21 protein-coding genes and 2 pseudogenes are annotated in these 20743 nt (G+C 71.8%); 12 read left to right on the top strand and 11 right to left on the bottom strand.

The features are described from left to right. Positions 1-147 precede the first annotated feature (147 nt). Positions 148-915, top strand: a complete 768-nt coding sequence (locus ACGFYP_RS03285; RefSeq protein WP_393485795.1) for a class I SAM-dependent methyltransferase — start codon at positions 148-150, stop codon at positions 913-915. Positions 916-950: 35 nt separating this feature from the next. Further along, positions 951-1232 carry a WhiB family transcriptional regulator gene (locus ACGFYP_RS03280; protein ID WP_393485793.1) on the top strand — a complete coding sequence of 94 codons (282 nt, stop codon included), beginning with the start codon at positions 951-953 and terminating at the stop codon, positions 1230-1232. Between the two features lie 84 nt (positions 1233-1316). Here ACGFYP_RS03280 and ACGFYP_RS03275 read toward each other — a convergent pair whose 3' ends face one another. The 5 genes and pseudogenes from ACGFYP_RS03275 to ACGFYP_RS03255 all read right to left on the bottom strand — a co-directional run bounded on the left by ACGFYP_RS03275 (position 1317) and on the right by ACGFYP_RS03255 (position 5526). Further along, positions 1317-2291, bottom strand: coding sequence for an acyl-ACP desaturase (locus ACGFYP_RS03275; protein ID WP_393485790.1), 975 nt, complete (start codon positions 2289-2291; stop codon positions 1317-1319). 207 nt (positions 2292-2498) lie between these two features. Beyond that, positions 2499-2711: a hypothetical protein gene (locus ACGFYP_RS03270; protein WP_393485788.1), complete on the bottom strand. Its 213-nt coding sequence runs from the start codon at positions 2709-2711 to the stop codon at positions 2499-2501. An 88-nt stretch (positions 2712-2799) separates the two neighbouring features. Next, a pseudogene (locus ACGFYP_RS03265) lies at positions 2800-2892 on the bottom strand (transcriptional regulator); the annotation flags it as partial. 227 nt (positions 2893-3119) lie between these two features. Continuing rightward, positions 3120-4754: an ABC-F family ATP-binding cassette domain-containing protein gene (locus ACGFYP_RS03260; RefSeq protein WP_393485785.1), complete on the bottom strand. Its 1635-nt coding sequence runs from the start codon at positions 4752-4754 to the stop codon at positions 3120-3122. Positions 4755-5115: 361 nt separating this feature from the next. After that, positions 5116-5526, bottom strand: a complete 411-nt coding sequence (locus ACGFYP_RS03255) for an SsgA family sporulation/cell division regulator (RefSeq protein ID WP_393485783.1) — start codon at positions 5524-5526, stop codon at positions 5116-5118. A 179-nt stretch (positions 5527-5705) separates the two neighbouring features. Between ACGFYP_RS03255 and ACGFYP_RS03250 the strand changes: the two genes are divergently transcribed. Further along, positions 5706-6884, top strand: a complete 1179-nt coding sequence (locus ACGFYP_RS03250; protein ID WP_393485781.1) for a WD40/YVTN/BNR-like repeat-containing protein — start codon at positions 5706-5708, stop codon at positions 6882-6884. Between the two features lie 89 nt (positions 6885-6973). Here ACGFYP_RS03250 and ACGFYP_RS03245 read toward each other — a convergent pair whose 3' ends face one another. After that, positions 6974-7273, bottom strand: coding sequence for a YciI family protein (locus ACGFYP_RS03245; protein ID WP_393485779.1), 300 nt, complete (start codon positions 7271-7273; stop codon positions 6974-6976). A gap of 85 nt (positions 7274-7358) precedes the next feature. Between ACGFYP_RS03245 and ACGFYP_RS03240 the strand changes: the two genes are divergently transcribed. The 3 genes from ACGFYP_RS03240 (at position 7359) to ACGFYP_RS03230 (ending at position 8815) form a co-directional block, all read left to right on the top strand. Further along, positions 7359-8063, top strand: a complete 705-nt coding sequence (locus tag ACGFYP_RS03240) for an endonuclease V (protein ID WP_393485777.1) — start codon at positions 7359-7361, stop codon at positions 8061-8063. 246 nt (positions 8064-8309) lie between these two features. Further along, positions 8310-8444: a morphogenic membrane protein MmpA gene (gene mmpA / locus ACGFYP_RS03235; RefSeq protein ID WP_393485775.1), complete on the top strand. Its 135-nt coding sequence runs from the start codon at positions 8310-8312 to the stop codon at positions 8442-8444. Beyond that, the gene (locus ACGFYP_RS03230) at positions 8441-8815 is read left to right on the top strand and encodes a VOC family protein (RefSeq protein ID WP_361970079.1); all 375 of its coding nucleotides are present in this window, start codon (positions 8441-8443) and stop codon (positions 8813-8815) included. Before mmpA ends, ACGFYP_RS03230 begins: the two co-directional genes overlap by 4 nt. A gap of 104 nt (positions 8816-8919) precedes the next feature. Here ACGFYP_RS03230 and ACGFYP_RS03225 read toward each other — a convergent pair whose 3' ends face one another. Further along, a complete protein-coding gene (locus ACGFYP_RS03225) occupies positions 8920-10128 on the bottom strand; it encodes a saccharopine dehydrogenase family protein (RefSeq protein ID WP_393485772.1) in 1209 nt (402 codons plus the stop codon). A 91-nt stretch (positions 10129-10219) separates the two neighbouring features. Further along, a pseudogene (locus tag ACGFYP_RS03220) lies at positions 10220-10411 on the bottom strand (hypothetical protein); the annotation flags it as partial. A gap of 212 nt (positions 10412-10623) precedes the next feature. Between ACGFYP_RS03220 and ACGFYP_RS03215 the strand changes: the two are divergent. The 4 genes from ACGFYP_RS03215 to ACGFYP_RS03200 all read left to right on the top strand — a co-directional run bounded on the left by ACGFYP_RS03215 (position 10624) and on the right by ACGFYP_RS03200 (position 16387). Then, complete coding sequence (locus ACGFYP_RS03215; protein ID WP_393486024.1) at positions 10624-11712, top strand: CaiB/BaiF CoA transferase family protein; 1089 nt, start codon at positions 10624-10626, stop codon at positions 11710-11712. Beyond that, the gene (locus tag ACGFYP_RS03210) at positions 11709-12851 is read left to right on the top strand and encodes an acyl-CoA dehydrogenase family protein (RefSeq protein WP_393485770.1); all 1143 of its coding nucleotides are present in this window, start codon (positions 11709-11711) and stop codon (positions 12849-12851) included. The genes ACGFYP_RS03215 and ACGFYP_RS03210 overlap by 4 nt, the downstream gene beginning before the upstream one ends. Before the next feature lie 81 nt (positions 12852-12932). Further along, the gene (locus ACGFYP_RS03205; RefSeq protein WP_393485768.1) at positions 12933-14150 is read left to right on the top strand and encodes an acetyl-CoA C-acetyltransferase; all 1218 of its coding nucleotides are present in this window, start codon (positions 12933-12935) and stop codon (positions 14148-14150) included. 62 nt (positions 14151-14212) lie between these two features. Then, the gene (locus ACGFYP_RS03200) at positions 14213-16387 is read left to right on the top strand and encodes a 3-hydroxyacyl-CoA dehydrogenase NAD-binding domain-containing protein (protein WP_393485766.1); all 2175 of its coding nucleotides are present in this window, start codon (positions 14213-14215) and stop codon (positions 16385-16387) included. Positions 16388-16532: 145 nt separating this feature from the next. Here the strand turns inward: ACGFYP_RS03200 and ACGFYP_RS03195 are convergent, their stop codons facing one another. Beyond that, a complete protein-coding gene (locus ACGFYP_RS03195; RefSeq protein ID WP_393485764.1) occupies positions 16533-18053 on the bottom strand; it encodes a UDP-N-acetylmuramoyl-L-alanyl-D-glutamate--2,6-diaminopimelate ligase in 1521 nt (506 codons plus the stop codon). A gap of 194 nt (positions 18054-18247) precedes the next feature. After that, positions 18248-18385 carry a hypothetical protein gene (locus ACGFYP_RS03190; RefSeq protein WP_361970060.1) on the bottom strand — a complete coding sequence of 46 codons (138 nt, stop codon included), beginning with the start codon at positions 18383-18385 and terminating at the stop codon, positions 18248-18250. Between the two features lie 97 nt (positions 18386-18482). Between ACGFYP_RS03190 and ACGFYP_RS03185 the strand changes: the two genes are divergently transcribed. Further along, the gene (locus ACGFYP_RS03185; protein WP_393485762.1) at positions 18483-19025 is read left to right on the top strand and encodes a GNAT family N-acetyltransferase; all 543 of its coding nucleotides are present in this window, start codon (positions 18483-18485) and stop codon (positions 19023-19025) included. A 158-nt stretch (positions 19026-19183) separates the two neighbouring features. On the opposite strand, the gene ACGFYP_RS03180 is transcribed toward ACGFYP_RS03185, so the two are convergent. Beyond that, entirely contained in the window at positions 19184-19930 is a 747-nt protein-coding gene (locus tag ACGFYP_RS03180) for a MerR family transcriptional regulator (RefSeq protein ID WP_393485759.1), read from the bottom strand. 287 nt (positions 19931-20217) lie between these two features. Between ACGFYP_RS03180 and ACGFYP_RS03175 the strand changes: the two genes are divergently transcribed. Further along, positions 20218-20703: a hypothetical protein gene (locus tag ACGFYP_RS03175; protein WP_393485757.1), complete on the top strand. Its 486-nt coding sequence runs from the start codon at positions 20218-20220 to the stop codon at positions 20701-20703. Positions 20704-20743 lie beyond the last annotated feature (40 nt).

Genomic DNA, 20743 nt, shown 5'->3' with positions numbered 1-20743 from the left:
GGGGGTCACGGGTGTGCCGACGGGCCCCCGCGCACTCCGCCCGCCGAGGGCCCTACAGAGCCTTGCGTCGCCCCCGTGAAACCCCTCCTGAGCTGGGCTTTCGTCGTGATCTCCCCTACCGTTCAGACATCGGGAAAGGGGTGCCGGATGGACCGGAACATACGTGACGTCGACGACGTGCTGAAGCTCCTCGACGGGCTCTTCGCGCCGGAGGCCGACCGCTGGACCGCCGACGCGGCCGGTTGGTGGAACGGTTTCTACGGCGACCGCTCCAAGGAGGTGCCGTTCTTCGTCGCGAAGCCGGACGGGAGCCTCGTCTCGTACGTCGAGCGCGGCCTGGTCGCCCCCGGCCGGGCCCTCGACCTGGGCTGCGGACCCGGGCGCAACGCCCTGTATCTGGCGTCCCTGGGCTTCGAGGTGGACGCGGTGGACCTCTCGGACGAGGCGATCGGCTGGGCCCGGCAGCGGGCCGAGGAGGCCGGTGCGGAGGTGCGGTTCCACCACGGGGACGCCTTCGCGCTCGCCGGGAGCGAGCTGACGGGCCCGTACGACCTGATCTGCGACTCGGGCTGCTTCCACCATCTGCCGCCGCACCGGCGGGTCAGCTACCTCGCCCTGCTCGAACGGCTCCTCGCGCCCGGCGGGCACCTCGCCCTGACCTGCTTCGCGTCCGGCGGGATGGGCTCGGAGCTGCCCGACGCCGCGTTCTACCGCGACTCGCGTCTGCACGGCGGGCTCGCCTACACGGCGGAGTCCCTGCGCTGGATCTTCTCCGACCTGACGGAGGTCGAACTGCGCCGGATGCGGGACGAGCCCGCCGACTCCCCGCACTTCGGCGAGGCGTTCCTCTGGACGGGTCTCTTCCGCCGACCCGATCGACCCGACGGGCGGCGCGCCGCATTGATCGAACGTTGAGGGACCGTTTACGGCCGACAGGCAACGTATCGGCCATGCAGACCGACACCATCGTGATGACCGCCCCGGCCGCCCCCGACATGTCCTGGCAGGAGAACGCCCTGTGCGCCCAGGCCGGGCCCGAGTTCTTCTTCCCGGCCCCCGGCTCCTCGACCCGCGAGGCCAAGCAGCTCTGCGGGGCGTGCGAGGGGCGGGTGGCCTGCCTCCAGTACGCGCTGGAGAACGATGAGCGGTTCGGGGTGTGGGGCGGTCTCTCGGAGAAGGAGCGGGGGCGGCTCAAGCGCACGGACGGCGGGCGCCGCGGGCTCGGCAGGTGAGACAGGCGCCGCCTCGGCACATGAGAGACGGGTGCCCGGGCCGTCGAGGCCCGTGCACCCGTCACCGAGCGATGCTCCGGAGGGTCAGCCCGCCTTGCGCGCCGCCATCCGCGCCTTGCGCGCGGCCAGCTTCTCGTCGAACTTGGACGCCTCGCTGTCCAGACCGTTCATGTACATCCCCAGCTCCTCCTGGGCCTTCAGGCCCTCCGGGCCGAGACCGTCGATCTGGAGCACCTTGAGGAAGCGCAGTACGGGCTGCAGCACGTCGTCGTGGTGGATGCGCATGTTGTAGATCTCGCCGATCGCCATCTGCGCCGCCATACGCTCGAAGCCCGGCATGCCGTGTCCCGGCATGCGGAAGTTCACGACGACGTCCCGCACGGCCTGCATGGTCAGGTCCGGGGCGATCTCGAAGGCCGCGCCCAGCAGGTTGCGGTAGAAGACCATGTGCAGGTTCTCGTCGGTGGCGATGCGCGCCAGCATCCGGTCGCAGACCGGGTCGCCCGACTGGTGGCCGGTGTTCCGGTGCGAGATGCGGGTGGCCAGCTCCTGGAAGGCGACGTACGCGACCGAGTGCAGCATCGAGTGCCGGTTGTCGGACTCGAAGCCCTCGCTCATGTGCGCCATCCGGAACTGCTCCAGCTTGTCCGGGTCCACCGCGCGCGAGGCCAGGAGATAGTCCCGCATCACGATGCCGTGGCGGCCCTCCTCGGCGGTCCAGCGGTGCACCCAGGTGCCCCAGGCGCCGTCGCGGCCGAAGAGCGAGGCGATCTCGTGGTGGTAGCTGGGCAGGTTGTCCTCGGTGAGCAGGTTGACCACGAGAGCGATCTTGCCGACCTCGGTGACCTTGGACTGGGACGGGTCCCAGGCCTCGCCGTCCTCGAAGAAGCCCGGGAAGTTCCGGCCGTCCGACCACGGGACGTACTCGTGCGGCATCCAGTCCTTGGTGACCTTCAGGTGCCGGTTCAGCTCCTTCTCCACCACCTCTTCCAGCGCGTAGAGCAGCCGCGCGTCGGTCCACCCTGCCGAGCTGCCGAGGTGGGGAGAGGTGAGCGTCACGGGAACTCCTGGGGACGGAGAGAGGGCATTACGGAACTACCTACGGATTCGTAGGTTACGAGACCGTAGGTTAAGGCTCCGTAAGGCCTCGGCCAAGCCCGTCGTAACGATGTCCGATTACCTTCCGTTATGTGCGCTGCTGGTGGCCGTGTGGGGAGAGGCAGGTCACGGCTCCGGCGTGCCGGGGTGTGGCGCGATCATGGCTACTCAGAGCAGATGGTCGGCCTCCCCGGCCTCCCCGGCCTCCCCGGCCTTCACGGCGGAGATCAGCGCGCGCAGCGCCTCGATCGAGTCGCTCACGTACGCGCCGGGCGTGAGGGGCGAGCCGATGGAGGCGCGGCCCGCGTCGTCGAGGCCGAAGCGGAAGCAGTTGGCGCCCTCGCTGCACGGTGTCGAGCTGCGGTACGGGCGCCGCCACACAGGTGAACGACTGCCCCGCGCCGGGAAAGCCGCCGGCGGTCTCCTGGCGGCGCAGCCGCAGGGCCACCCGCTCCTGCGGATCGGGGCCGGGGAGCGGTGGGTCGGCGGTGTCGAAGACGGCCCGGGCGTGCTCCTCCGTCTGCAGGAGGCCGGGGATGTGGGTGGTGACGGCGGTGTGCAACTCCGAGGCGTGGAACTCGAGTTCGGCGATGTCGATCAGTCCGGGCGGCAGCAGTCCGCGGTGCTCCTCCCACCAGCCGCGGTCCCGCTCCTGCGCCGTCGGCCGAGGAGTGCCGCGACCGCCGCAGCCGCAGCATGTGGCTGCTGGCCGCGGCGGTCGACACGCACGGCGGGGGCCGGGGACTCGCCCCGGTGCTGACGCCCGGTGGCGGTACGAAGTCCTGGGCCTTAGTGAACCGCTGAACCGACCTCCTCCGGGCTCGTCGGCCGCAGCTCGCCGTCGAGCAGCAGCCAGCGGGTGATCCCCAGCGATTCCAGGAACGGTACGTCGTGGCTGGCCACGATCAACGCCCCCTCGTACGCCTCGAGAGCCGCCGTCAGCTTCCGTACCGACGCCATGTCCAGGTTGTTCGTCGGCTCGTCCAGCATCAGCAGCTGAGGTGCCGGTTCGGCGAGCAGCAGCGCCGCGAGCGTCGCCCGGAACCGCTCCCCTCCCGACAGCGTCCCGGCCGGCTGATCCGCCCGCGCGCCCCGGAAGAGGAACCGGGCGAGCCGCGCCCTGATCGCGTTGGCCGTCGCCTCCGGCGCGAACCGGGTGACGTTCTCCACCACGCTCAACCCGTCGTCGAGGACGTCGAGTCGCTGCGGCAGGAAACGCAGTGGCACATGGGTCTCGACCTCGCCCGCCACCGGCTCCAGCTCCCCGGCGATCGTGCGCAACAGCGTCGTCTTGCCGGCTCCGTTCCGGCCCACGAGCGCGATCCGCTCCGGCCCTCGCAGCTCGAACTCGCCGCCGACCCGTGCGCCGTACCGCAGTTCCAGTCGGCGCAGCGTGAGCACCCCGCGACCCGGATGGACCGTGGTGCGCGGCAGCTCGATCCTGATCTCGTCGTCGTCCCGTACCGCCTCCTCCGCCACGTCGAGCCGCTCGCGGGCCTCGGCGAGGCGCTCGGTGTGCAGGGTGCGGTGCTTGCCCGCCGACACCTGCGCCGCCGCCTTGCGGCCGTTGGCGACGATCTTCGGCACGACCTTGTTGTCGAAGCTCTTCTGGCCGTAGCGCTTGCGGCGCGCCAACTTCATCTGGGCTTCGGACAGTTCGCGCTTCTGCCGCTGCACGTCGGCCTCGGCCACCCGTACCATCCGCTCGGCCGCCTCCTGTTCGGCGGCGAGCGCCTCCTCGTACGCGGAGTAGGCGCCGCCGTACCAGGTGACCTCGCCGTCGCGCAGATCGGCGATCTGGTCGACCCGCTCCAGGAGTTGCCGGTCGTGGCTGACCACGACGAGGACTCCGGACCAGGCGTCCACGGCCTCGTAGAGCCGGTTGCGGGCGTGCAGGTCGAGATTGTTCGTCGGCTCGTCGAGCAGCAGGATGTCCGGCCGGGCGAGCAGCAGCGCCGCGAGCCGCAGCAGCACCGACTCGCCTCCGGACACCTCGCCGATGGTCCGGTCGAGGCCGATGTGCCCGAGGCCGAGCTGGTCGAGCGTGGCACGGGCCCGCTCCTCGACGTCCCAGTCGTCGCCGACCGCGGCGAAGTGCTCCTCGGCGGGATCGCCCGCCTCGATGGCGTGCAGCGCGGCCCGGATCCCGGCGATCCCGAGGGCCTGGTCGACCCGGAGCGCGGTGTCCAGGACCAGGTTCTGCGGGAGGTAGCCGACCTCGCCGACGGTACGGATCGTGCCGTCGGTCGGGGTCAGCTCACCGGCGACGAGCTTGAGGAGCGTCGACTTCCCGGAGCCGTTCAGGCCGATCAGGCCGGTACGGCCGGGGCCGACCGCGAGCCGGAAGTCGTCCAGGACCTCGGTCCCGTCCGGCCACGAGAAGGACAGGGACGAGCAGGTGATGAAGGTGGGTTGGGTCGCCATGGGGGCCTCCCTGTTGCATGGGCGCGGGCTGGGGCAACGGGTGAGACACCGGGGCGCGGGCAGGCGGGAATGCTCGTACGCCGAGGGCGAAGACGGCACACGCGGCGCTGCGTGGAAGCAGCAAGGGGCACGCGCGGCACGGTGTCTCGCATCCTCAGACGAGCAACGGCCTTCTCCGATCGGGCGACAACAGGGCCAGGTCAGGACGGTACGCCCGGCACCGGGCGGCGGCAACCGATTTAAACGCGGGTGGATGTGCTCGGGGTTGGCTTTGAGCGCAGACGCGGGTGGAGGTGTGCGGTCAGCTTCAGACGCGGGTGGAGGCGCGCGGTCAGCTTCAGACGCGCGTGGACGTCTGCCGTCAGCCGTCCAGGAGGTGGGCCAGGTCCTCGTCCCAGTCCAGGTACTGGTGCTCGCGACCGGTGGGCACCAAGTGCTGCGAGCGCCGCAGGAAGTGCCGCAGCTCGGCGGTGAGCACGTGCACCACGGCCACGCCCTCGGGCGCGTGGAACTCGACGACGGTGCGGTCGTACCCGTACGGGCGGACCCGGACGTCCCCGAGCCCGGCCGGCCCGTCGACACCCTGCGCGAGCAGCTCGCGCGAGAACGCCCAGGACACCTCGACGCCCTCCAGCGTCGCGGGCGGGGGGAACGCCATGCTCACGGCGTAGGGATCCTCGCGGTCGTACCGCAGTGTGGCGGGGACGGTTTCCATCCGGGGCGCGGATGCGACCAGTCGGGCCTGAACGGCCTGCTCGATGACGGTGGACAAGGCCAGCTCCTGTCGCGCGGCTTCGGTTCCTGACGTCTCCCTGACACAGAGGAAGACGAACGACAGGGCGGGAACGTGCACTGGGGGGTTACGTGAGCTGTGTCACCGCCGCGCGACGGCGCGGGCTCCGCGCGAGGCGGTCTGGACGGGGTCACCGGGGTGGGCTAGCTTCCGGCGCCATGACGTCCAAGGGGAAGACGAGACGAATGATGTCGGTGGGGCTGAGCGGAGTCGCCCTCGCGGCGGCCCTGACGGTCCCGGCGCACGGCGCGTCGGAGAGCGCGTCGGAGGGCGCCTCGGGCAGCGCGTCCGGGGCCGCGTCCGGCGGTGCGTCGCAGATCGGGCCGTACGGTGCCGGTTGGCAGCTGACGGAGACCGGTACGCAGGCCCGCTTCCGGGGCCTCGCGGCCGTCGACCGCAGGACCGCGTGGGCCGCGGGCTCCAAGGGGACGGTGCTCCGCACCACGGACGGCGGCCGGAGCTGGCGGAACGTATCGCCGCCCGGGGCCGGGGAGCTGGAGCTGCGCGACGTCGAGGCATTCGACGCCCGGCGGGCCGTGGTCCTCGCCATCGGGGAGGGCGAGGCCTCGCGGGTGCTGCGGACCGACGACGGCGGAGCCACCTGGACGGAGTCCTTCCGCAACACCGACCCCCGGGCCTTCTACGACTGCATGACCTTCTTCGACCAGCGCCATGGCCTCGCCATGAGCGACCCGGTCGACGGGAAGTACCGCATCCTGTCGACGCGCGACGGCGGCCGCTCCTGGGCGGTGCTGCCCGACGCCGGGATGCCGGCCGCGCTGCCCGGAGAGGCCGGGTTCGCCGCGAGCGGCCAGTGCCTGGTCTCCTCCGGGCCGAGGGACGTCTGGCTGGCCACCGGCGGCGGCGCCACCGCGCGCGTGCTGCACTCCCGCGACCGGGGCCTGACCTGGACCGCCGCGGAATCCACGATCCCGGCGGGCGATCCGGCGCGCGGTGTCTTCGCGCTCGCCTTCCGCGACCGCACCCACGGGATCGCCGTCGGCGGCGACTACCGCGCCGACCAGTCCTCGCCGCACGCGGCGGCCGTCACCGGCGACGGCGGGCGCCGCTGGAACGCCGCCTCCGCCCCGCCGCCCGCGTACCGCTCGGGCGTCGCCTGGCTCCCGCACTCCCTCCCCCACAGCCTTGACGGCATGGGAGGTGCCCCCATGGCCGCGCTCGCGGTCGGCCCGACCGGCACGGACCTGACGACGGACGGCGGCCGCACCTGGCGGACCGTCGACACCGGCTCGTACGACACGGTCGACTGCACGCGGGACGGGGCCTGCTGGGCCTCGGGCGAGAAGGGCCGGATCGCCCGCCTCGGCGGACGATGAAGGGCCAGGGCTCTCGCGGAAAGGGCTAGGGCGTGTTTCGAAAGTAGCGCCGTCTGCCCGGAAGGCAGGCGGGACTTTCGAAACACGCCCTAGGAAGGGAGCCGCTCGCGGTACGGGGCGAGCGCCTCGGCCGTCTTGGTCGCGTAGAACTCCGTGATCCGGTACGCGCACACGCCCTCGACGGTGAACGGGTCGGCCGCCACGATCTTCTCGATCTCCGCGCGGCCGACCCCGGCGGCCAGGACGATGCCGCCGTCGCGGGGGTTCTTCCGCCCGGAGGCGATGAAGACGCCGGCGGCGTACTGCGCGTCGAGCCACGCGACGTGCGCGTCGAGCAGCGCGTCGGCCCGCTCGACCGGGGCCGTGTAGGTCAATTCCAGTACGAACATGATCGGCAGGCTACCCGGCGGCCGGTCGGCGGCGGGAAAACCGTTCGCCTGTCGGACGGAGGGGCGCCGTAGGGTGGCCGTCATCATGACGATCATCGACGTTCCCGAGGGCTGGCCCACCGACGAGACGACGGCCCGCGCCGTCCAGGAGGAGCTGAGGGGGCGGCTCGTCCTCGACGAGCCGGGACCCGCGCCCGGTACGGGCCATGTCACGGGCCTCGACGTGGCCTACGACGACGAGCGCGACCTCGTCGCCGCCGCGGCCGTCGTCCTGGACGCCCGCACGCTCGACGTGGTGGAGGAGTCGACCGCGGTCGGCCGGGTGTCGTTCCCGTACGTCCCCGGGCTGCTCGCCTTCCGCGAGATACCCACGGTCCTCGCCGTGCTCGCCGGACTGACCGCCGACCCCGGGCTGCTCGTCTGCGACGGCTACGGCCTCGCCCACCCCCGCCGCTTCGGCCTCGCGAGCCACCTGGGCGTCCTGACCGGACGCCCGTCGATCGGCGTCGCGAAGAACCCCTTCGTCTTCGACCACGACCAACCAGGCCCGAACCGGGGCGACTTCAGCCCCCTCCTGGCGTCCGGTGCGTCCGGTACGTCCGGTACGGAGGAGGTCGGTCGGGCCCTGCGCACCCAGGCCGGGGTGAAGCCCGTCTTCGTCTCCGTCGGCCACCGGGTCTCCCTGGACAACGCCTGCGCCCACACTCTGGTGCTCGCCCCGCGCTACCGCATCCCGGAGACGACCCGGCACGCCGACTCCCTCTGCCGCCGGGCTCTCCGTGCGGCCTAGGGTCTTTCGTTTGGATCAGGCCGGATCAGGGAGCGGGGTCTGGTGCGTGGGATCGCAAGGCGGAGGAGGGAGTCAACGCGGAGCGTTGGCGACCGACGACAACGCGGCGAGCGGGCGTGCCAGGGCCCGCGAGCCCGGCATGATCCAAACGAAAGGCCCTAGGGGCGGACGGGGTGGGGGATGAGTAGCGTGACTGAGTACGCGTACGGATGGCGGGGTGTGATCACGCGCGGCAGGCTGGGGCGCATGACATCCCCCGTCTCCGCACCTCCGCGCACCGCCGGCCGTGGCATGCACACCCTGCTTGCCGGGGCCGGGCTCCTGGCCCTGGCCTGGGTCTGTGCCATGGTCTACGTCGTCGCCGCCTGGGTGTCGGCATGATCGGCACGCTCCAGTGCGTCGTCCTGGACTGCACCGACGTGATGGAGCTCGCCGTCTTCTACCAGCAGGTCCTGGGCGGTGAGATCAACCGGCCCGACGGGCAGTGGGCCCTCGGCGACGCCTGGGCCACCCTGCACGACGCCTCCGGCGCGCCGGTGCTCTGTTTCCAGGGCGTGGCAGACCACCGCCCGCCCGTCTGGGGAGCGCCCGAGCAGCAGTTCCACCTCGACGTGCGGGTCGCCGACCTGGAGGCCGCCCATGACGCGGTGCTCGCGCTCGGGGCCTCGCTGCTCGACGACGGGGGCGGCGACCGGGCCTGGCGCACCTACGCCGACCCGGCCGGCCACCCCTTCTGTCTCGTACGCCACTGAGGCCCCCGGCACCCGGGGCCGGCGGCAGCCGTACGGCACCGGGCCGGGGCCAGGTCCACGGCACCCCGGGGCCGGGACCGGGTCCACGGCACCCCGGCCGGGCGTCAGCCCTTGTACGCCACCCGGAAGCGGATGCCGGCCGCCCGCAGCCGGTCGAGCAGCGCGTCGCCCATCGCGACGGCCGACGTGACCTGTCCCGAGGTCTTCGGCAGGTCGTCGTCCAGGGCGAGACAGAGCGCCGCCTCGGCGAGGATCTTCGCCGTCTCGTCGTACCCCGGGTCGCCGCCCGAGACCTCGGTGAAGACGCGCCGCCCGCCGCCCTCGCCGACGAAGCGCACGGTGAACCAGCTCCGCGCGCGCCGCTCCGCGCTCGGGCCCTGCCCGGCCTCGTAACGGCTCATCAGCCAGCGCCGTACGGGCGCCAGTTGGGCCGCCGCAAGGCCGGAGCCGACCACGGCGGAGCCGCCGAGCGCCATCGGGAGCGTCTTGACCGAGGCGTAGTGCCGGTAGACGAAGTCGGGGCCGTACGCCTCGAGGGCCCGCGCCGAACGGGCCACCACCTGGGCGTCGATGGTCGGAAGCGGCAGCGCCCAGGTGCCGGTCTCCCGGCTGAAGCGCGGTCCGCCGATCGGGGCGCGCGCCCTGCGGCCGACCAACCGGGGCTCGTACAGCCGCCGTTCGCGCGCGGCGCGCATCGTCTCCCGGCCGCGCCCCATCGCCGTCAGGGCGGACGCGAACGTGCCCCCCGAGAAGATGGCGCCGGCGCGCACGAAGCCGTCGATCCGCAGCGGCACGTCCTTCGGCAGCTGCTGGACGGTGAAGTAGACGCCCAGGTCGTGCGGTACGGAGTCGAAGCCGCACGCGTGCACGATCCGTGCGCCCGTCTCCCGGGCGCGCGCGTCGTGGCGTACGTACATCTCGTCGACGAACTCCGGCTCGCCGGTGAGGTCCACGTAGTCCGTGCCGCTCTCCGCGCACGCCGCCACGAGACTCTCGCCGTACCAGACGTACGGACCGACCGTGGTGGCCACCACCCGCGTGGACGCGGCCAGTTCGCGCATCGCGGCCGCGTCGGTGGAGTCCGCGACGGCGAGCGGCAGCTCGGCGCACCGGGGCCACCGTGCCGCGAGCCGTTCCCGCAGCGCGGTCAGTTTGGCGCGGCTGCGCCCGGCGAGCGCCCACCGGAACCCGGGCGGCGCGTGCTCGGCCAGATACTCCGCGGTGAGCTCGCCGACGAACCCCGTCGCCCCGAAGAGCACGACGTCGTACGCCCGCTCCGCCGTGTCCCGCCCCACACCGTTCCCGCTCTCCATGCGGCCCCTCGCCTTCCCCTATGCGGCTTCCCTGCGACTTTCCCTGCTTCCCTGCGAGCGCGGAGCCTAGCGGTAGCTCCGTCGGGGTCCGTCAGCGGTAGTCGTCGGGGTGGCCCCGCATCCAGGTGTTGATCCGGTCCCGGGTGGAGATCAGCAGGGTCTGGTGGTCGAGCCCGTCGAGCTCCTCGTGGACGCGGCCCAGGAAGTACGCGCAGTCGGCGGCGCAGCTGTCGTTGAGCGTGGCCTGCAGCCCGGCGAAGGCGTCCCGCACCAGCTCGGGCCCGGCGGACCCTATCCGGCGCAGGTCAGGCCCTGGCAGGCTCAGCGGCGAAATTCCAAGCGCTTGCTCGGCCAGGGGTCTTGTGCGGAGTGGAACACGTTCCTAGCATCACCGGTGTTACATCATTGGTGTCACACATAGCTGGGGGCTCGATGGCGGCGACGACGGCGACGCACCGCACCACCTCGGACGGGCCGCTCTCCGGGGTACGGGTGGTGGAGCTGGCGGGGATCGGGCCCGGCCCGTTCGCGGCCATGCTCCTCGCCGACCTCGGCGCCGATGTCGTACGCGTCGACAGGCCGGGCGGGCCGGGACTCGGCATCGACCCCGCGCGTGACCTCACCAACCGCAACAAGCGCTCCGCCCTCGTCGACCTCAAGGCCGACGGCGGTCCCGCGACCGTCCTCGACCTGGTCGAGCGGGCCGACATCCTGATCGAGGGCTACCGGCCCGGAGTCGCCGAACGCCTCGGCGTCGGCCCCGACGCCTGCCTCGCCCGCAACCCGAAGCTCGTCTACGGCCGGATGACCGGTTGGGGCCAGGACGGGCCGCTCGCCGCGACCGCCGGACACGACATCGCGTACCTCGCGATCACCGGCACCCTCGGCATGATCGGTCCCGACCCGGACGGCCCGCCCACCGTCCCCGCCAACCTCGTCGGCGACTACGCGGGCGGCTCCCTCTACCTCGTCGTCGGCGTCCTCGCCGCGCTCCAGCACGCCCGCGCGCACGGCGAGGGCCAGGTCGTCGACGCGGCCATCGTGGACGGCGCCGCGCACCTCGCCACCATGATCCACGGCATGCTCGCGGCCGGCGGCTGGCAGGACCGGCGCGGCGTGAACCTGCTGGACGGCGGCTGCCCCTTCTACGGCACGTACGAGACCGCGGACGGCCGGTACATGGCCGTCGGCGCACTGGAGCAGCAGTTCTACGACGAGTTCGTCCGGCTCCTCGGCATCGAGGACGTCGCCCCGGCCCGTCGGGACTTCGGGCGCTGGGCCGAACTCCGTACCGCCGTCGCCGAGCGCTTCCGCACCCGTACGCGCGAGGAGTGGACCGCCGTCTTCGAGGGGACCGACGCCTGCGTGGCACCGGTCCTCTCGCTCCGTGAGGCCCCCACCCACCCACACCTCGCCGCCCGCTCCACCTTCGTCGAGCACGGCGGCCTCACCCAGCCGGCCCCCGCGCCCCGCTTCTCCGCAACCCCCGGCACCGTCCGGACAGGACCCGCGCTGCCCGGCGCCGACACCGACGAGATCGCCCGCGACTGGGCCGTCCCCTCCCTGAAAGGCCAGCAGGCATGAAGCGCCAGCTCTACACCGCCGACCACGAGGCCTTCCGCGCGACCGTCCGCACCTTCCTCGCCAAGGAGGTGCTGCCCCACTACGAGCAGTGGGAGAAGGACGGCATCGTCGCGCGCGAGGCCTGGCGCGCGGCCGGGCGTCAGGGGCTGCTCGGCCTCGCCGTGGACGAGGAGTACGGAGGCGGCGGCAACCCCGACTTCCGCTACAGCGCCGTCCTCGCGGAGGAGTTCACCCGGGCCGGCGCGCCCGGCATGGCGCTCGGCCTGCACAACGACATCATCGGCCCCTACCTCACCTCGCTCGCCACCGAGGAGCAGAAGCGCCGCTGGCTGCCCGGCTTCTGCACGGGCGAGCTGATCACCGCCATCGCGATGACCGAGCCCGGCGCCGGCTCCGACCTCCAGGGGATCAGGACGAGCGCGGAGGACCGGGGCGACCACTGGGTGCTGAACGGTTCCAAGACCTTCATCTCCAACGGCATCCTCGCCGACCTGGTGATCGTGGTCGCGCGGACGACGCCCGAGGGCGGGGCGCACGGGCTCTCACTGCTGGTCGTCGAGCGGGGCACGGAAGGCTTCGAGCGCGGCCGGAATCTCGACAAGATCGGCCAGAAGTCGCAGGACACCGCCGAACTCTTCTTCCACGACGTCCGTGTCCCCAAGGAGAACCTCCTCGGCGAGCTCAACGGCGCCTTCGTCCACCTCATGACCAACCTCGCCCAGGAGCGGATGGCCATCGCCGTGGCCGGCATCGCCGCCGCCGAACACCTCCTGGAGATCACCACCCGGTACGTGAAGGAACGGGAGGCCTTCGGGCGCCCGCTGTCCAAGCTCCAGCACATCCGCTTCGAGATCGCCGAGATGGCGACCGAGTGCGCCGTCACCCGTACGTTCCTCGACCGGTGCATCGTCGATCACTCGAACGGGGAACTGGACGCCGTCCACGCCTCGATGGCGAAGTGGTGGGCGACCGAGCTGCAGAAGCGGGTCGCGGACCGCTGCCTCCAACTCCACGGCGGGTACGGCTACATGGCGGAATTCCCGGTCGCCAGGGCGTTCACGGACGGCCGTATCCAGACCATCTACGGCGGAACGACCGAGATCATGAAGGAGATCATCGGACGTTCCCTGCTGGGCTAGCCCGTCCCTCTCCACCCTCATCGTTGAATTCGTTGAATTCGTTGAATTCGTTGAATCGCTGAAATCGTTGAAAGGCTTCTCGTGAGCACCGAAGCGTACGTGTACGACGCGATCCGCACCCCGCGCGGTCGGGGCAAGGCCAACGGGGCCCTGCACGGCACCAAGCCCATCGACCTGGTCGTCGGACTCATCCACGAACTCCGTGACCGCTTCCCCGGACTCGACCCGGCCGCGATCGACGACATCGTCCTCGGCGTCGTCGGCCCGGTCGGCGACCAGGGCTCCGACATCGCCCGGATCGCCGCCATCGCCGCCGGCCTGCCCGACACCGTCGCGGGCGTCCAGGAGAACCGCTTCTGTGCCTCCGGCCTCGAAGCCGTCAACATGGCCGCGATGAAGGTCCGTTCGGGCTGGGAGGACCTCGTCCTCGCCGGTGGCGTCGAGTCCATGTCGCGCGTCCCGATGGCCTCCGACGGCGGCGCCTGGTTCGCCGACCCGATGACCAACTTCGAGACCGGCTTCGTGCCCCAGGGCATCGGCGCCGACCTCATCGCCACCATCGAGGGCTTCTCGCGCCGCGACGTCGACGAGTACGCCGCGCTCTCCCAGGAGCGGGCCGCGGCCGCCTGGAAGGACGGCCGCTTCGACCGCTCCGTCGTCCCCGTCAAGGACCGGCACAGCGGCCTCGTCGTCCTCGACCACGACGAGCACATGCGCCCCGGCACCACCGCCGACTCGCTCGCCGCCCTCAAGCCCTCCTTCGCCGCCATCGGCGACATGGGCGGCTTCGACGCCGTCGCGCTGCAGAAGTACCACTGGGTGGAGAAGATCGACCACGTCCACCACGCCGGCAACTCCTCCGGCATCGTCGACGGCGCCTCGCTCGTCGCCATCGGCTCGAAGGCGGTCGGCGAGCGGTACGGCCTGACCCCGCGCGCCCGGATCGTCGCCGCTGCCGTCTCCGGCTCCGAGCCCACGATCATGCTCACCGGACCCGCCCCCGCGACCCGCAAGGCGCTCGCCAAGGCAGGCCTGACGATGGACGACATCGACCTGGTCGAGATCAACGAGGCCTTCGCGGGTGTCGTGCTCCGCTTCGTCAAGGACATGGGCATCAGCCTGGACAAGGTCAACGTCAACGGCGGCGCGATCGCCCTCGGCCACCCGCTCGGCGCGACCGGCGCGATGATCCTCGGCACCCTCGTCGACGAGCTGGAGCGCCAGGACAAGCGCTACGGCCTGGCCACGCTGTGCGTCGGCGGCGGCATGGGCATCGCCACGATCGTCGAGCGCGTCTGACCGTCCGTCCCCAGCCTCCACGAGCCTTCACCGGCCTTCAGCAGCCTTACGGAGAAGCAGCAATGAGCAGCCAGAGCACCACCATCCGCTGGGAGCAGGACGAGACCGGCGTCGTCACCCTCGTCCTCGACGACCCCGACCAGTCCGCGAACACCATGAACCAGGCGTTCAAGGACTCCATCAAGGCCATCGCCGACCGCGCGGAGGCCGAGAAGGACTCCATCCGCGGCATCATCTACACCTCCGCGAAGAAGACCTTCTTCGCGGGCGGCGACCTCAAGGAGATGGTCCGGCTGCGGCCGGAGGACGCCCGGCTCGCCTTCGACACCGGCACCGAGATCAAGCGCTCACTGCGCCGCATCGAGACCCTCGGCAAGCCCGTCGTCGCCGCCATCAACGGGGCGGCGCTCGGCGGCGGTTACGAGATCGCCCTCGCCTCGCACCACCGGATCGCGCTCGACGCGCCCGGCTCCAAGATCGGCCTGCCCGAGGTCACCCTCGGCCTCCTCCCGGCGGGCGGCGGCGTCACCCGTACCGTACGCCTCATGGGCATCGCCGACGCCCTCCTGAAGGTGCTGCTCCAGGGCACCCAGTACTCCCCGCAGCGGGCGCTGGAGAACGGGCTGGTCCACGCGGTGGTCGCCACGCCGGAGGAGATGCTCGCGCAGGCGCGCGCCTTCATCGACGCGCACCCCGAGTCGCAGCAGCCCTGGGACGTCAAGGGGTACAAGATCCCCGGCGGCACCCCGTCGAACCCGCGGTTCGCCGCCAACCTGCCGGCCTTCCCCGCCAACCTGAAGAAGCAGCTGGGCGGCGCGCCCTACCCGGCCCCGCGCAACATCCTCGCCTGCGCCGTCGAGGGCTCGCAGGTCGACTTCGAGACCGCGCTGACCATCGAGGCCCGCTACTTCACCGAGCTGGTCACCGGCCAGACGGCGAAGAACATGATCCAGGCCTTCTTCTTCGACCTCCAGGCCGTCAACTCCGGCGCCAACCGTCCCCAGGGCGTCGAGCCGCGCCCTGTCCGCAAGGTCGCCGTCCTCGGCGCGGGCATGATGGGCGCCGGGATCGCGTACTCCTGCGCCCGCGCGGGGATCGAGGTCGTCCTCAAGGACGTCACCGCGGAGGCGGCGGCCAAGGGCAAGGCCTACTCGGAGAAGCTCTGCGCCAAGGCCGTCTCCCGGGGCCGCACCACCCGGGCGAAGGCGGACGAACTCCTCGCCCGGATCACCCCGACCGCCGACCCCGCCGGTCTGGCGGGCTGCGACGCCGTGATCGAGGCCGTCTTCGAGGACACCGCGCTCAAGCACAAGGTCTTCGAGGAGATCCAGGACGTCGTCGAGCCGGACGCGCTGCTCTGCTCCAACACCTCGACGCTGCCCATCACGGTGCTCGCCGAGGGGGTCTCCCGCCCCGAGGACTTCATCGGTCTGCACTTCTTCTCGCCGGTCGACAAGATGCCGCTGGTGGAGATCATCAAGGGCGAGCGCACCGGCGACGAGGCGCTGGCGCGCGCCTTCGACCTGGTACGCCAGATCAAGAAGACCCCGATCGTCGTCAACGACTCGCGCGGCTTCTTCACCTCCCGGGTGATCGGCCAGTTCATCAACGAGGGCGTCGCGATGGTCGGCGAGGGCGTCGAACCGGCCTCCGTCGAGCAGGCGGCGGCGCAGGCCGGCTACCCGGCCAAGGTGCTCTCCCTGATGGACGAGCTGACCCTCACGCTGCCCCGGAAGATCCGCAACGAGACGCGGCGCGCGATCGAGGAGGCCGGCGGCACCTGGGCCGGGCACCCCTCGGACGCGGTCATCGACCGGATGGTCGACGAGTTCGGGCGTACGGGACGCAGCGGCGGCGCGGGCTTCTACGCGTACGACGAGAGCGGCAAGCGGCTCGGCCTCTGGCCGGGGCTGCGTGAGCACTTCACGCGCGCGGACGTGGAGATCCCCTTCGAGGACATGAAGGAGCGGATGCTCTTCTCCGAGGCGCTGGACTCGGTCCGCTGCCTGGAGGAGAACGTCCTGACCTCGGTCGCCGACGCCAACATCGGCTCCATCATGGGCATCGGCTTCCCGGCGTGGACCGGTGGCGTGCTCCAGTACATCAACGGTTACGAGGGCGGGCTGCCCGGTTTCGTGGCACGCGCGCGTGAGCTGGCGGAAAAGTACGGCGACCGCTTCCAGCCGCCGGCGCTGCTGGTGGAGAAGGCGGAGCGGGGCGAGGTGTTCACGGACTAGCGGGGGTCTCTTCGTCGGGGCACCGGTCGTCGCGGTTGCCGCCCGGTACGGCGCGGTTCGTCGCGGCCGCCGCCCGGCACGGCGCGGTGCGGGGCGGGCGGGGGCCGGTGAGCGTGGCTCACCGGTCCCCGCCGCCCCGCACGGATCAGGCGGCGGTCCGAGGGACGCCGGAGAAGGCGGCCGTCCGTTCCAGGGCGAGTTCACGCACGGTCGCCATGTCGCTGAAGGGCAGCAGCTCCTCGCCGACGATCTGGTGCGGCTCGCTGCCCTTGCCGGCGATCAGGACGGTGTCCCGCGGTCCCGCCGCGGACAGGGCGAACGCGATGGCCTCGCGGCGGTCGGCGATCCGCTCGAACGGTGTGCCGGTCGCGGCGAGGCTGGGGGCGATCTGGTCCAGGATGGCCTGTGGGTTCTCGTTGCGCGGGTTGTCCGAGGTGAGGACGCACAGGTCGGAGTGGGCCCCGGCGATCCGCCCCATGTCGGCCCGCTTCGTCGTGTCCCGGTCACCGCCGCAGCCGAATACGGTGATCACCCGGCCTCGCGCGTAACCCCGGATGGTGGTCAGGACCTTGTCCAAGGAGTCCGGGGAGTGGGCGTAGTCCACGATCACGGAGGTACCGCCGGGGGCCTCGAAGCGCTCGAACCGGCCGGGGACGGGCGGCATCAGGTCGAGCGCCGAGACGAGGGCGCCCAGCTCGTGTCCGAGGACGTGGCAGGCGGCCAGGGTGGCGAGCGCGTTGGCCACCGAGAACCGGCCGGGGACCGGGATCGACGCCGGATACGTACGCCCGCCGTGATGGAGGGTGAACCGCGTGCCGGACGCGCTGACGACGAGGTCGGTCGCCCGGTAGTCCGCCGGTGCGTCGAGGGCGTACGTGACCACCGCGCCCGGCATCATCGCCACGATCCCGGCGCCCACCGGGTCGTCGGCGTTGACCACCGCGCGCCGGCACAGCCCCCGGAAGAGACGGAGCTTGGCGTCCCGGTAGTTCGCCATCGTTCCGTGGTCGTCGAGGTGGTCCTGCGTCAGGTTGGTGAAGACCCCGACGTCGATGAACGTACGGTCCACCCGGTGCGTCAGCAGACCCATCGACGTGGCCTCGAGGACCACACTGCCGGTCCCGCGGTCGCGCATGCACCCCAGGAGATACTGCAGGTCCGGCGACTCCGGAGTGGTCAGCACCGACTGTGGCATCGGGATCAGCTCGTCGCCGATCCGGCTGCCGGCCGTCCCGATGACCCCCACCTTCGCGCCCTCGGCGATCCGCAGGGCGGACTCGACCATGTACGAGACCGATGTCTTGCCGTTGGTGCCGGTGATCGCCACCACGTCCATCTGCCGCCCCGGTTCGCCGAAGTAGCGGGAGGTCACGATCGCGGCCGCCCTCCGGATGTCCGGCACCCGCACGACACACGTGCCCGGCGGCCACACCGAGGGCGGCAGCTCCGGTTCGGTCGCGTCGACGAGCACGGCGGCCGCTCCACGGGCCAGCGCGGGCGCCACGGAGTCGGGCCCGCCCTCCTGGTGTCCGGGCACGGCGATGAACAGGCGGCCCGGCGTCACCCGCTCCACGTCGAAGGTCGTCCCCGCGGTGATCAGTGTCCTGCGCGGGTCACCCTCGAGTACGTGGTGCTCCTGCCCGGCCAGCAAATCGCTCAGCTTCACAATGATCCCTTCGAGGTGGCCGGGCCCGATCGTGCGGCCACAGCCAGGCGGCAGCGCCGGCGAGTGCCGGAAGGCTGCTGTGGTGACGTGGAGCGGGGGCGGAGACCGCCCGGCGACAGACGGGGCGGGACGGGCTCGGCCGGTGAGAGGCCCGGCGTACGGCATGGAGAGCGGCGCGCCGGGGGAGAGGATCGCTAGCCGTGGCCGTGCAGCGCGATGCGGCGGATCCTGGGCGCCTCGACGTCGGCGGCGGTGGCCGGGTCGACGACGGCCGGACGCACTCCGGACGCGGCCTGCCGCAGGCACTGCCTCGTCGAACGCGTGCGACCCATGGAGCGAGTGTATGGCCGTTCCGGACGCCCGCCGCCCACATCGCCCGCCGGTCGTTCTCCTCGGATCACTCTCACGGGAGCGCGATAGGTTGCCGTCATGACCGGACTCGGACAAGTCGCCTGGCCGCCTGCCCCGATACGGACCGAACGGCTCGTGCTCCGCGAGTCCGAGGCCCGGGACCGTGCGGCGTTCATCGAGCTGTTCGCCTCGCCGGACGTGGGCACCTACGTCGGTGGCCCGCAGCCGCGCGACGCACTCGAACGCGCGGTGCCCGAGGTGCCCGGGAGGCGCCCCGGCCTCTTCGTGATCGAACTCGACGGAGCGATGATCGGCATGATCACGCTCGATCGGCGCGGCGCGGAGCGTCCCGGGCACGTCCGACCGGATGCCGGAGAGGCCGAGCTCGGCTACATGGTCCTGCCGGAGGCTTGGGGGCGCGGGTATGCCGCGGAGGCGTGCGCGGCGGCACTCGACTGGCTCGCCGACACGCTTCCCGGCGAGCCGGTGGTGCTCTGCACCCGGACCGCCAACGAGCGCGCGATGCGCCTCGCGGCGAAGCTGGGCTTCACGGAGGTGGAGCGGTTCGAGGAGCACGGCGCGGAGCAGTGGTTCGGCGTGCGGTCACGCGAGAGGCCTTAGGGCCTTTCGTTTGGATCATGCCGGGCTCGCGGGCCCTGGCACCGCGCCTCGCCGCGTTGTCGTCGGTCGCCAACGCTCCGCGTTGACTCCCTCCTCCGCCTTGCGATCCACGGCACCAGACCCCGCTCCCTGACCCGGCCTGATCCAAACGAAAGGCCCTAGGGCTGTCCGTCCGGGTTGTCCGTCCGGAACGCGGTCCGCAGCTCCTCGCTCAGGGACCGCTGGAAGGCCGTGACGAGGGCCTGGATCACCATCGGCTGCATGTGCGCGGAGAGCGACTTCATGGCTGCCAGGTGGTCCGGGTCCTCGGCGCTCTCGCGGTACGGGTTCCAGACCTCCTCGCGGAAGAGCCGGGACAACTCCTGCGCCGCCACGCGCGCGTGCTCCAGGAGGACGGTGCGGGAGGCGAGGATCGTCTCGTGCGCGATGGGTACGTCGAGCAGTTCGACGCCGAGCCGCAGCAGCGAGGCGTCGAGCCGGAAGACGTCCGGTTCGGCGCCCTTGTCGAGCACCCCCATCGCCGCCAGCCGGTCGACGTCCTCGTCCCCGAGCGCCCGCCCGGCACGCCGCTCCAGCTCGCGCCGCGTGATCTCCTCGGCGGACTCGGGCGCCCAGGCGGCGACCAGGGCCCGGTGCACGGCGAGGTCCCGCTCGCTGAGGTCGGGCGGCAGCTGGTGCAGGTAGCGCTCGATGGCGGCGAGCGTCATCCCCTGCCGCTGGAGCTCCTCGATCAACGCGAGCCGCGACAGATGCCCGGCCCCGTAGTGCCCGACCCGCCGCGCCCCGATGACGGGCGGCGGCAGCAGCCCCTTGGTCCCGTAGAACCGCACGGTCCGCACGGTGACACCGGCACGGGCGGCCAACTCGTCGACGGTGAACGACGGATCTTCGCTCTCGGTGGCCACCTGAGACGCCTCGCTTTCCGGTACCGGCTGTGCCGTTCACTCGGTGGAACAGTATTGCTGTCTCACCACGGATGTAAAAGGAATCGGCTCCACCCGGGCTTGTCAGAGGTGCCCAGGGGACGTGGGCGCGCGTCGAGCCGTTGGTCGTCCAGCGGCTGACCGCGCGGGAGATACCCGTCACCGTGTACGACTTCGGGGCGTGAGCCCACCCGCGGGGCCTGTGTCGTGTACCTGCCGCTAGAGTCACGTGCTTGTTCGAATACGGGGTTTGTCGACAGGGGAGGGTCATGTACACGGAACTCAGGGAGACGGCCACGGAGTTGGCCGGCGTCCTGTGGCGGGAACACACCGTGTACCGGGAGCGCGGCGGTGGTGTCGTGATCCGGGGGGAGCACGTGGAGCGCTGGATCAGTCTGGCCCCGACCGGCGGCAGGAACCAGGCGCGGCTGCGCGCGGGCCGTCTCCTGGACGGCGGAACCACGGCACCGGCCCGCTCGGAGGTCGTGGTCGACCTCTCCGTCGGGACGGCCGAACTGGCCGCCGTCTGCCGCCGCCTGCTCGCCGACGTCGCCGCCGCGGAGACCCGGCCGTCCCGGGCCCGAACCGAGCGTCCTGCCAAGGACAGAGGTAGGGGCAGACCCAAGGGCGAGGGTAAGGCCCCCCGGCCCCGTAAGAGCCGGCACACGAGCCTCGGCTCGTGGGTGGTGCTGATATGCGTCGCCGGTGTCGTGGGGCTGTGGGCCTACAGCGTCTTCGGTACGTCCGGGTACTGAGTAAGGAGACGGTGGTCCGGGGGGACGGACGCGACCGCAG

Source organism: Streptomyces sp. NPDC048370, assembly GCF_043200825.1.
Taxonomy (GTDB): domain Bacteria; phylum Actinomycetota; class Actinomycetes; order Streptomycetales; family Streptomycetaceae; genus Streptomyces.
The sequence above is the reverse complement of the archived record's forward strand: the minus strand, read 5'-3'. Positions and strand labels throughout refer to the sequence as shown.

What these genes read in the sequence shown, in the direction of transcription:
- ACGFYP_RS03285 (WP_393485795.1), top strand. Translation starts at nt 148, where the DNA reads ATGGACCGGAACATACGTGACGTCGACGACGTGCTGAAGCTCCTCGAC.
- ACGFYP_RS03280 (WP_393485793.1), top strand. Translation starts at nt 951, where the DNA reads ATGCAGACCGACACCATCGTGATGACCGCCCCGGCCGCCCCCGACATG.
- ACGFYP_RS03260 (WP_393485785.1), bottom strand. Translation starts at nt 4,754, where the DNA reads ATGGCGACCCAACCCACCTTCATCACCTGCTCGTCCCTGTCCTTCTCG.
- ACGFYP_RS03250 (WP_393485781.1), top strand. Translation starts at nt 5,706, where the DNA reads ATGACGTCCAAGGGGAAGACGAGACGAATGATGTCGGTGGGGCTGAGC.
- ACGFYP_RS03245 (WP_393485779.1), bottom strand. Translation starts at nt 7,273, where the DNA reads ATGTTCGTACTGGAATTGACCTACACGGCCCCGGTCGAGCGGGCCGAC.
- ACGFYP_RS03240 (WP_393485777.1), top strand. Translation starts at nt 7,359, where the DNA reads ATGACGATCATCGACGTTCCCGAGGGCTGGCCCACCGACGAGACGACG.
- mmpA (WP_393485775.1), top strand. Translation starts at nt 8,310, where the DNA reads ATGACATCCCCCGTCTCCGCACCTCCGCGCACCGCCGGCCGTGGCATG.
- ACGFYP_RS03230 (WP_361970079.1), top strand. Translation starts at nt 8,441, where the DNA reads ATGATCGGCACGCTCCAGTGCGTCGTCCTGGACTGCACCGACGTGATG.
- ACGFYP_RS03225 (WP_393485772.1), bottom strand. Translation starts at nt 10,128, where the DNA reads ATGGAGAGCGGGAACGGTGTGGGGCGGGACACGGCGGAGCGGGCGTAC.
- ACGFYP_RS03210 (WP_393485770.1), top strand. Translation starts at nt 11,709, where the DNA reads ATGAAGCGCCAGCTCTACACCGCCGACCACGAGGCCTTCCGCGCGACC.
- ACGFYP_RS03200 (WP_393485766.1), top strand. Translation starts at nt 14,213, where the DNA reads ATGAGCAGCCAGAGCACCACCATCCGCTGGGAGCAGGACGAGACCGGC.
- ACGFYP_RS03190 (WP_361970060.1), bottom strand. Translation starts at nt 18,385, where the DNA reads ATGGGTCGCACGCGTTCGACGAGGCAGTGCCTGCGGCAGGCCGCGTCC.
- ACGFYP_RS03185 (WP_393485762.1), top strand. Translation starts at nt 18,483, where the DNA reads ATGACCGGACTCGGACAAGTCGCCTGGCCGCCTGCCCCGATACGGACC.
- ACGFYP_RS03175 (WP_393485757.1), top strand. Translation starts at nt 20,218, where the DNA reads ATGTACACGGAACTCAGGGAGACGGCCACGGAGTTGGCCGGCGTCCTG.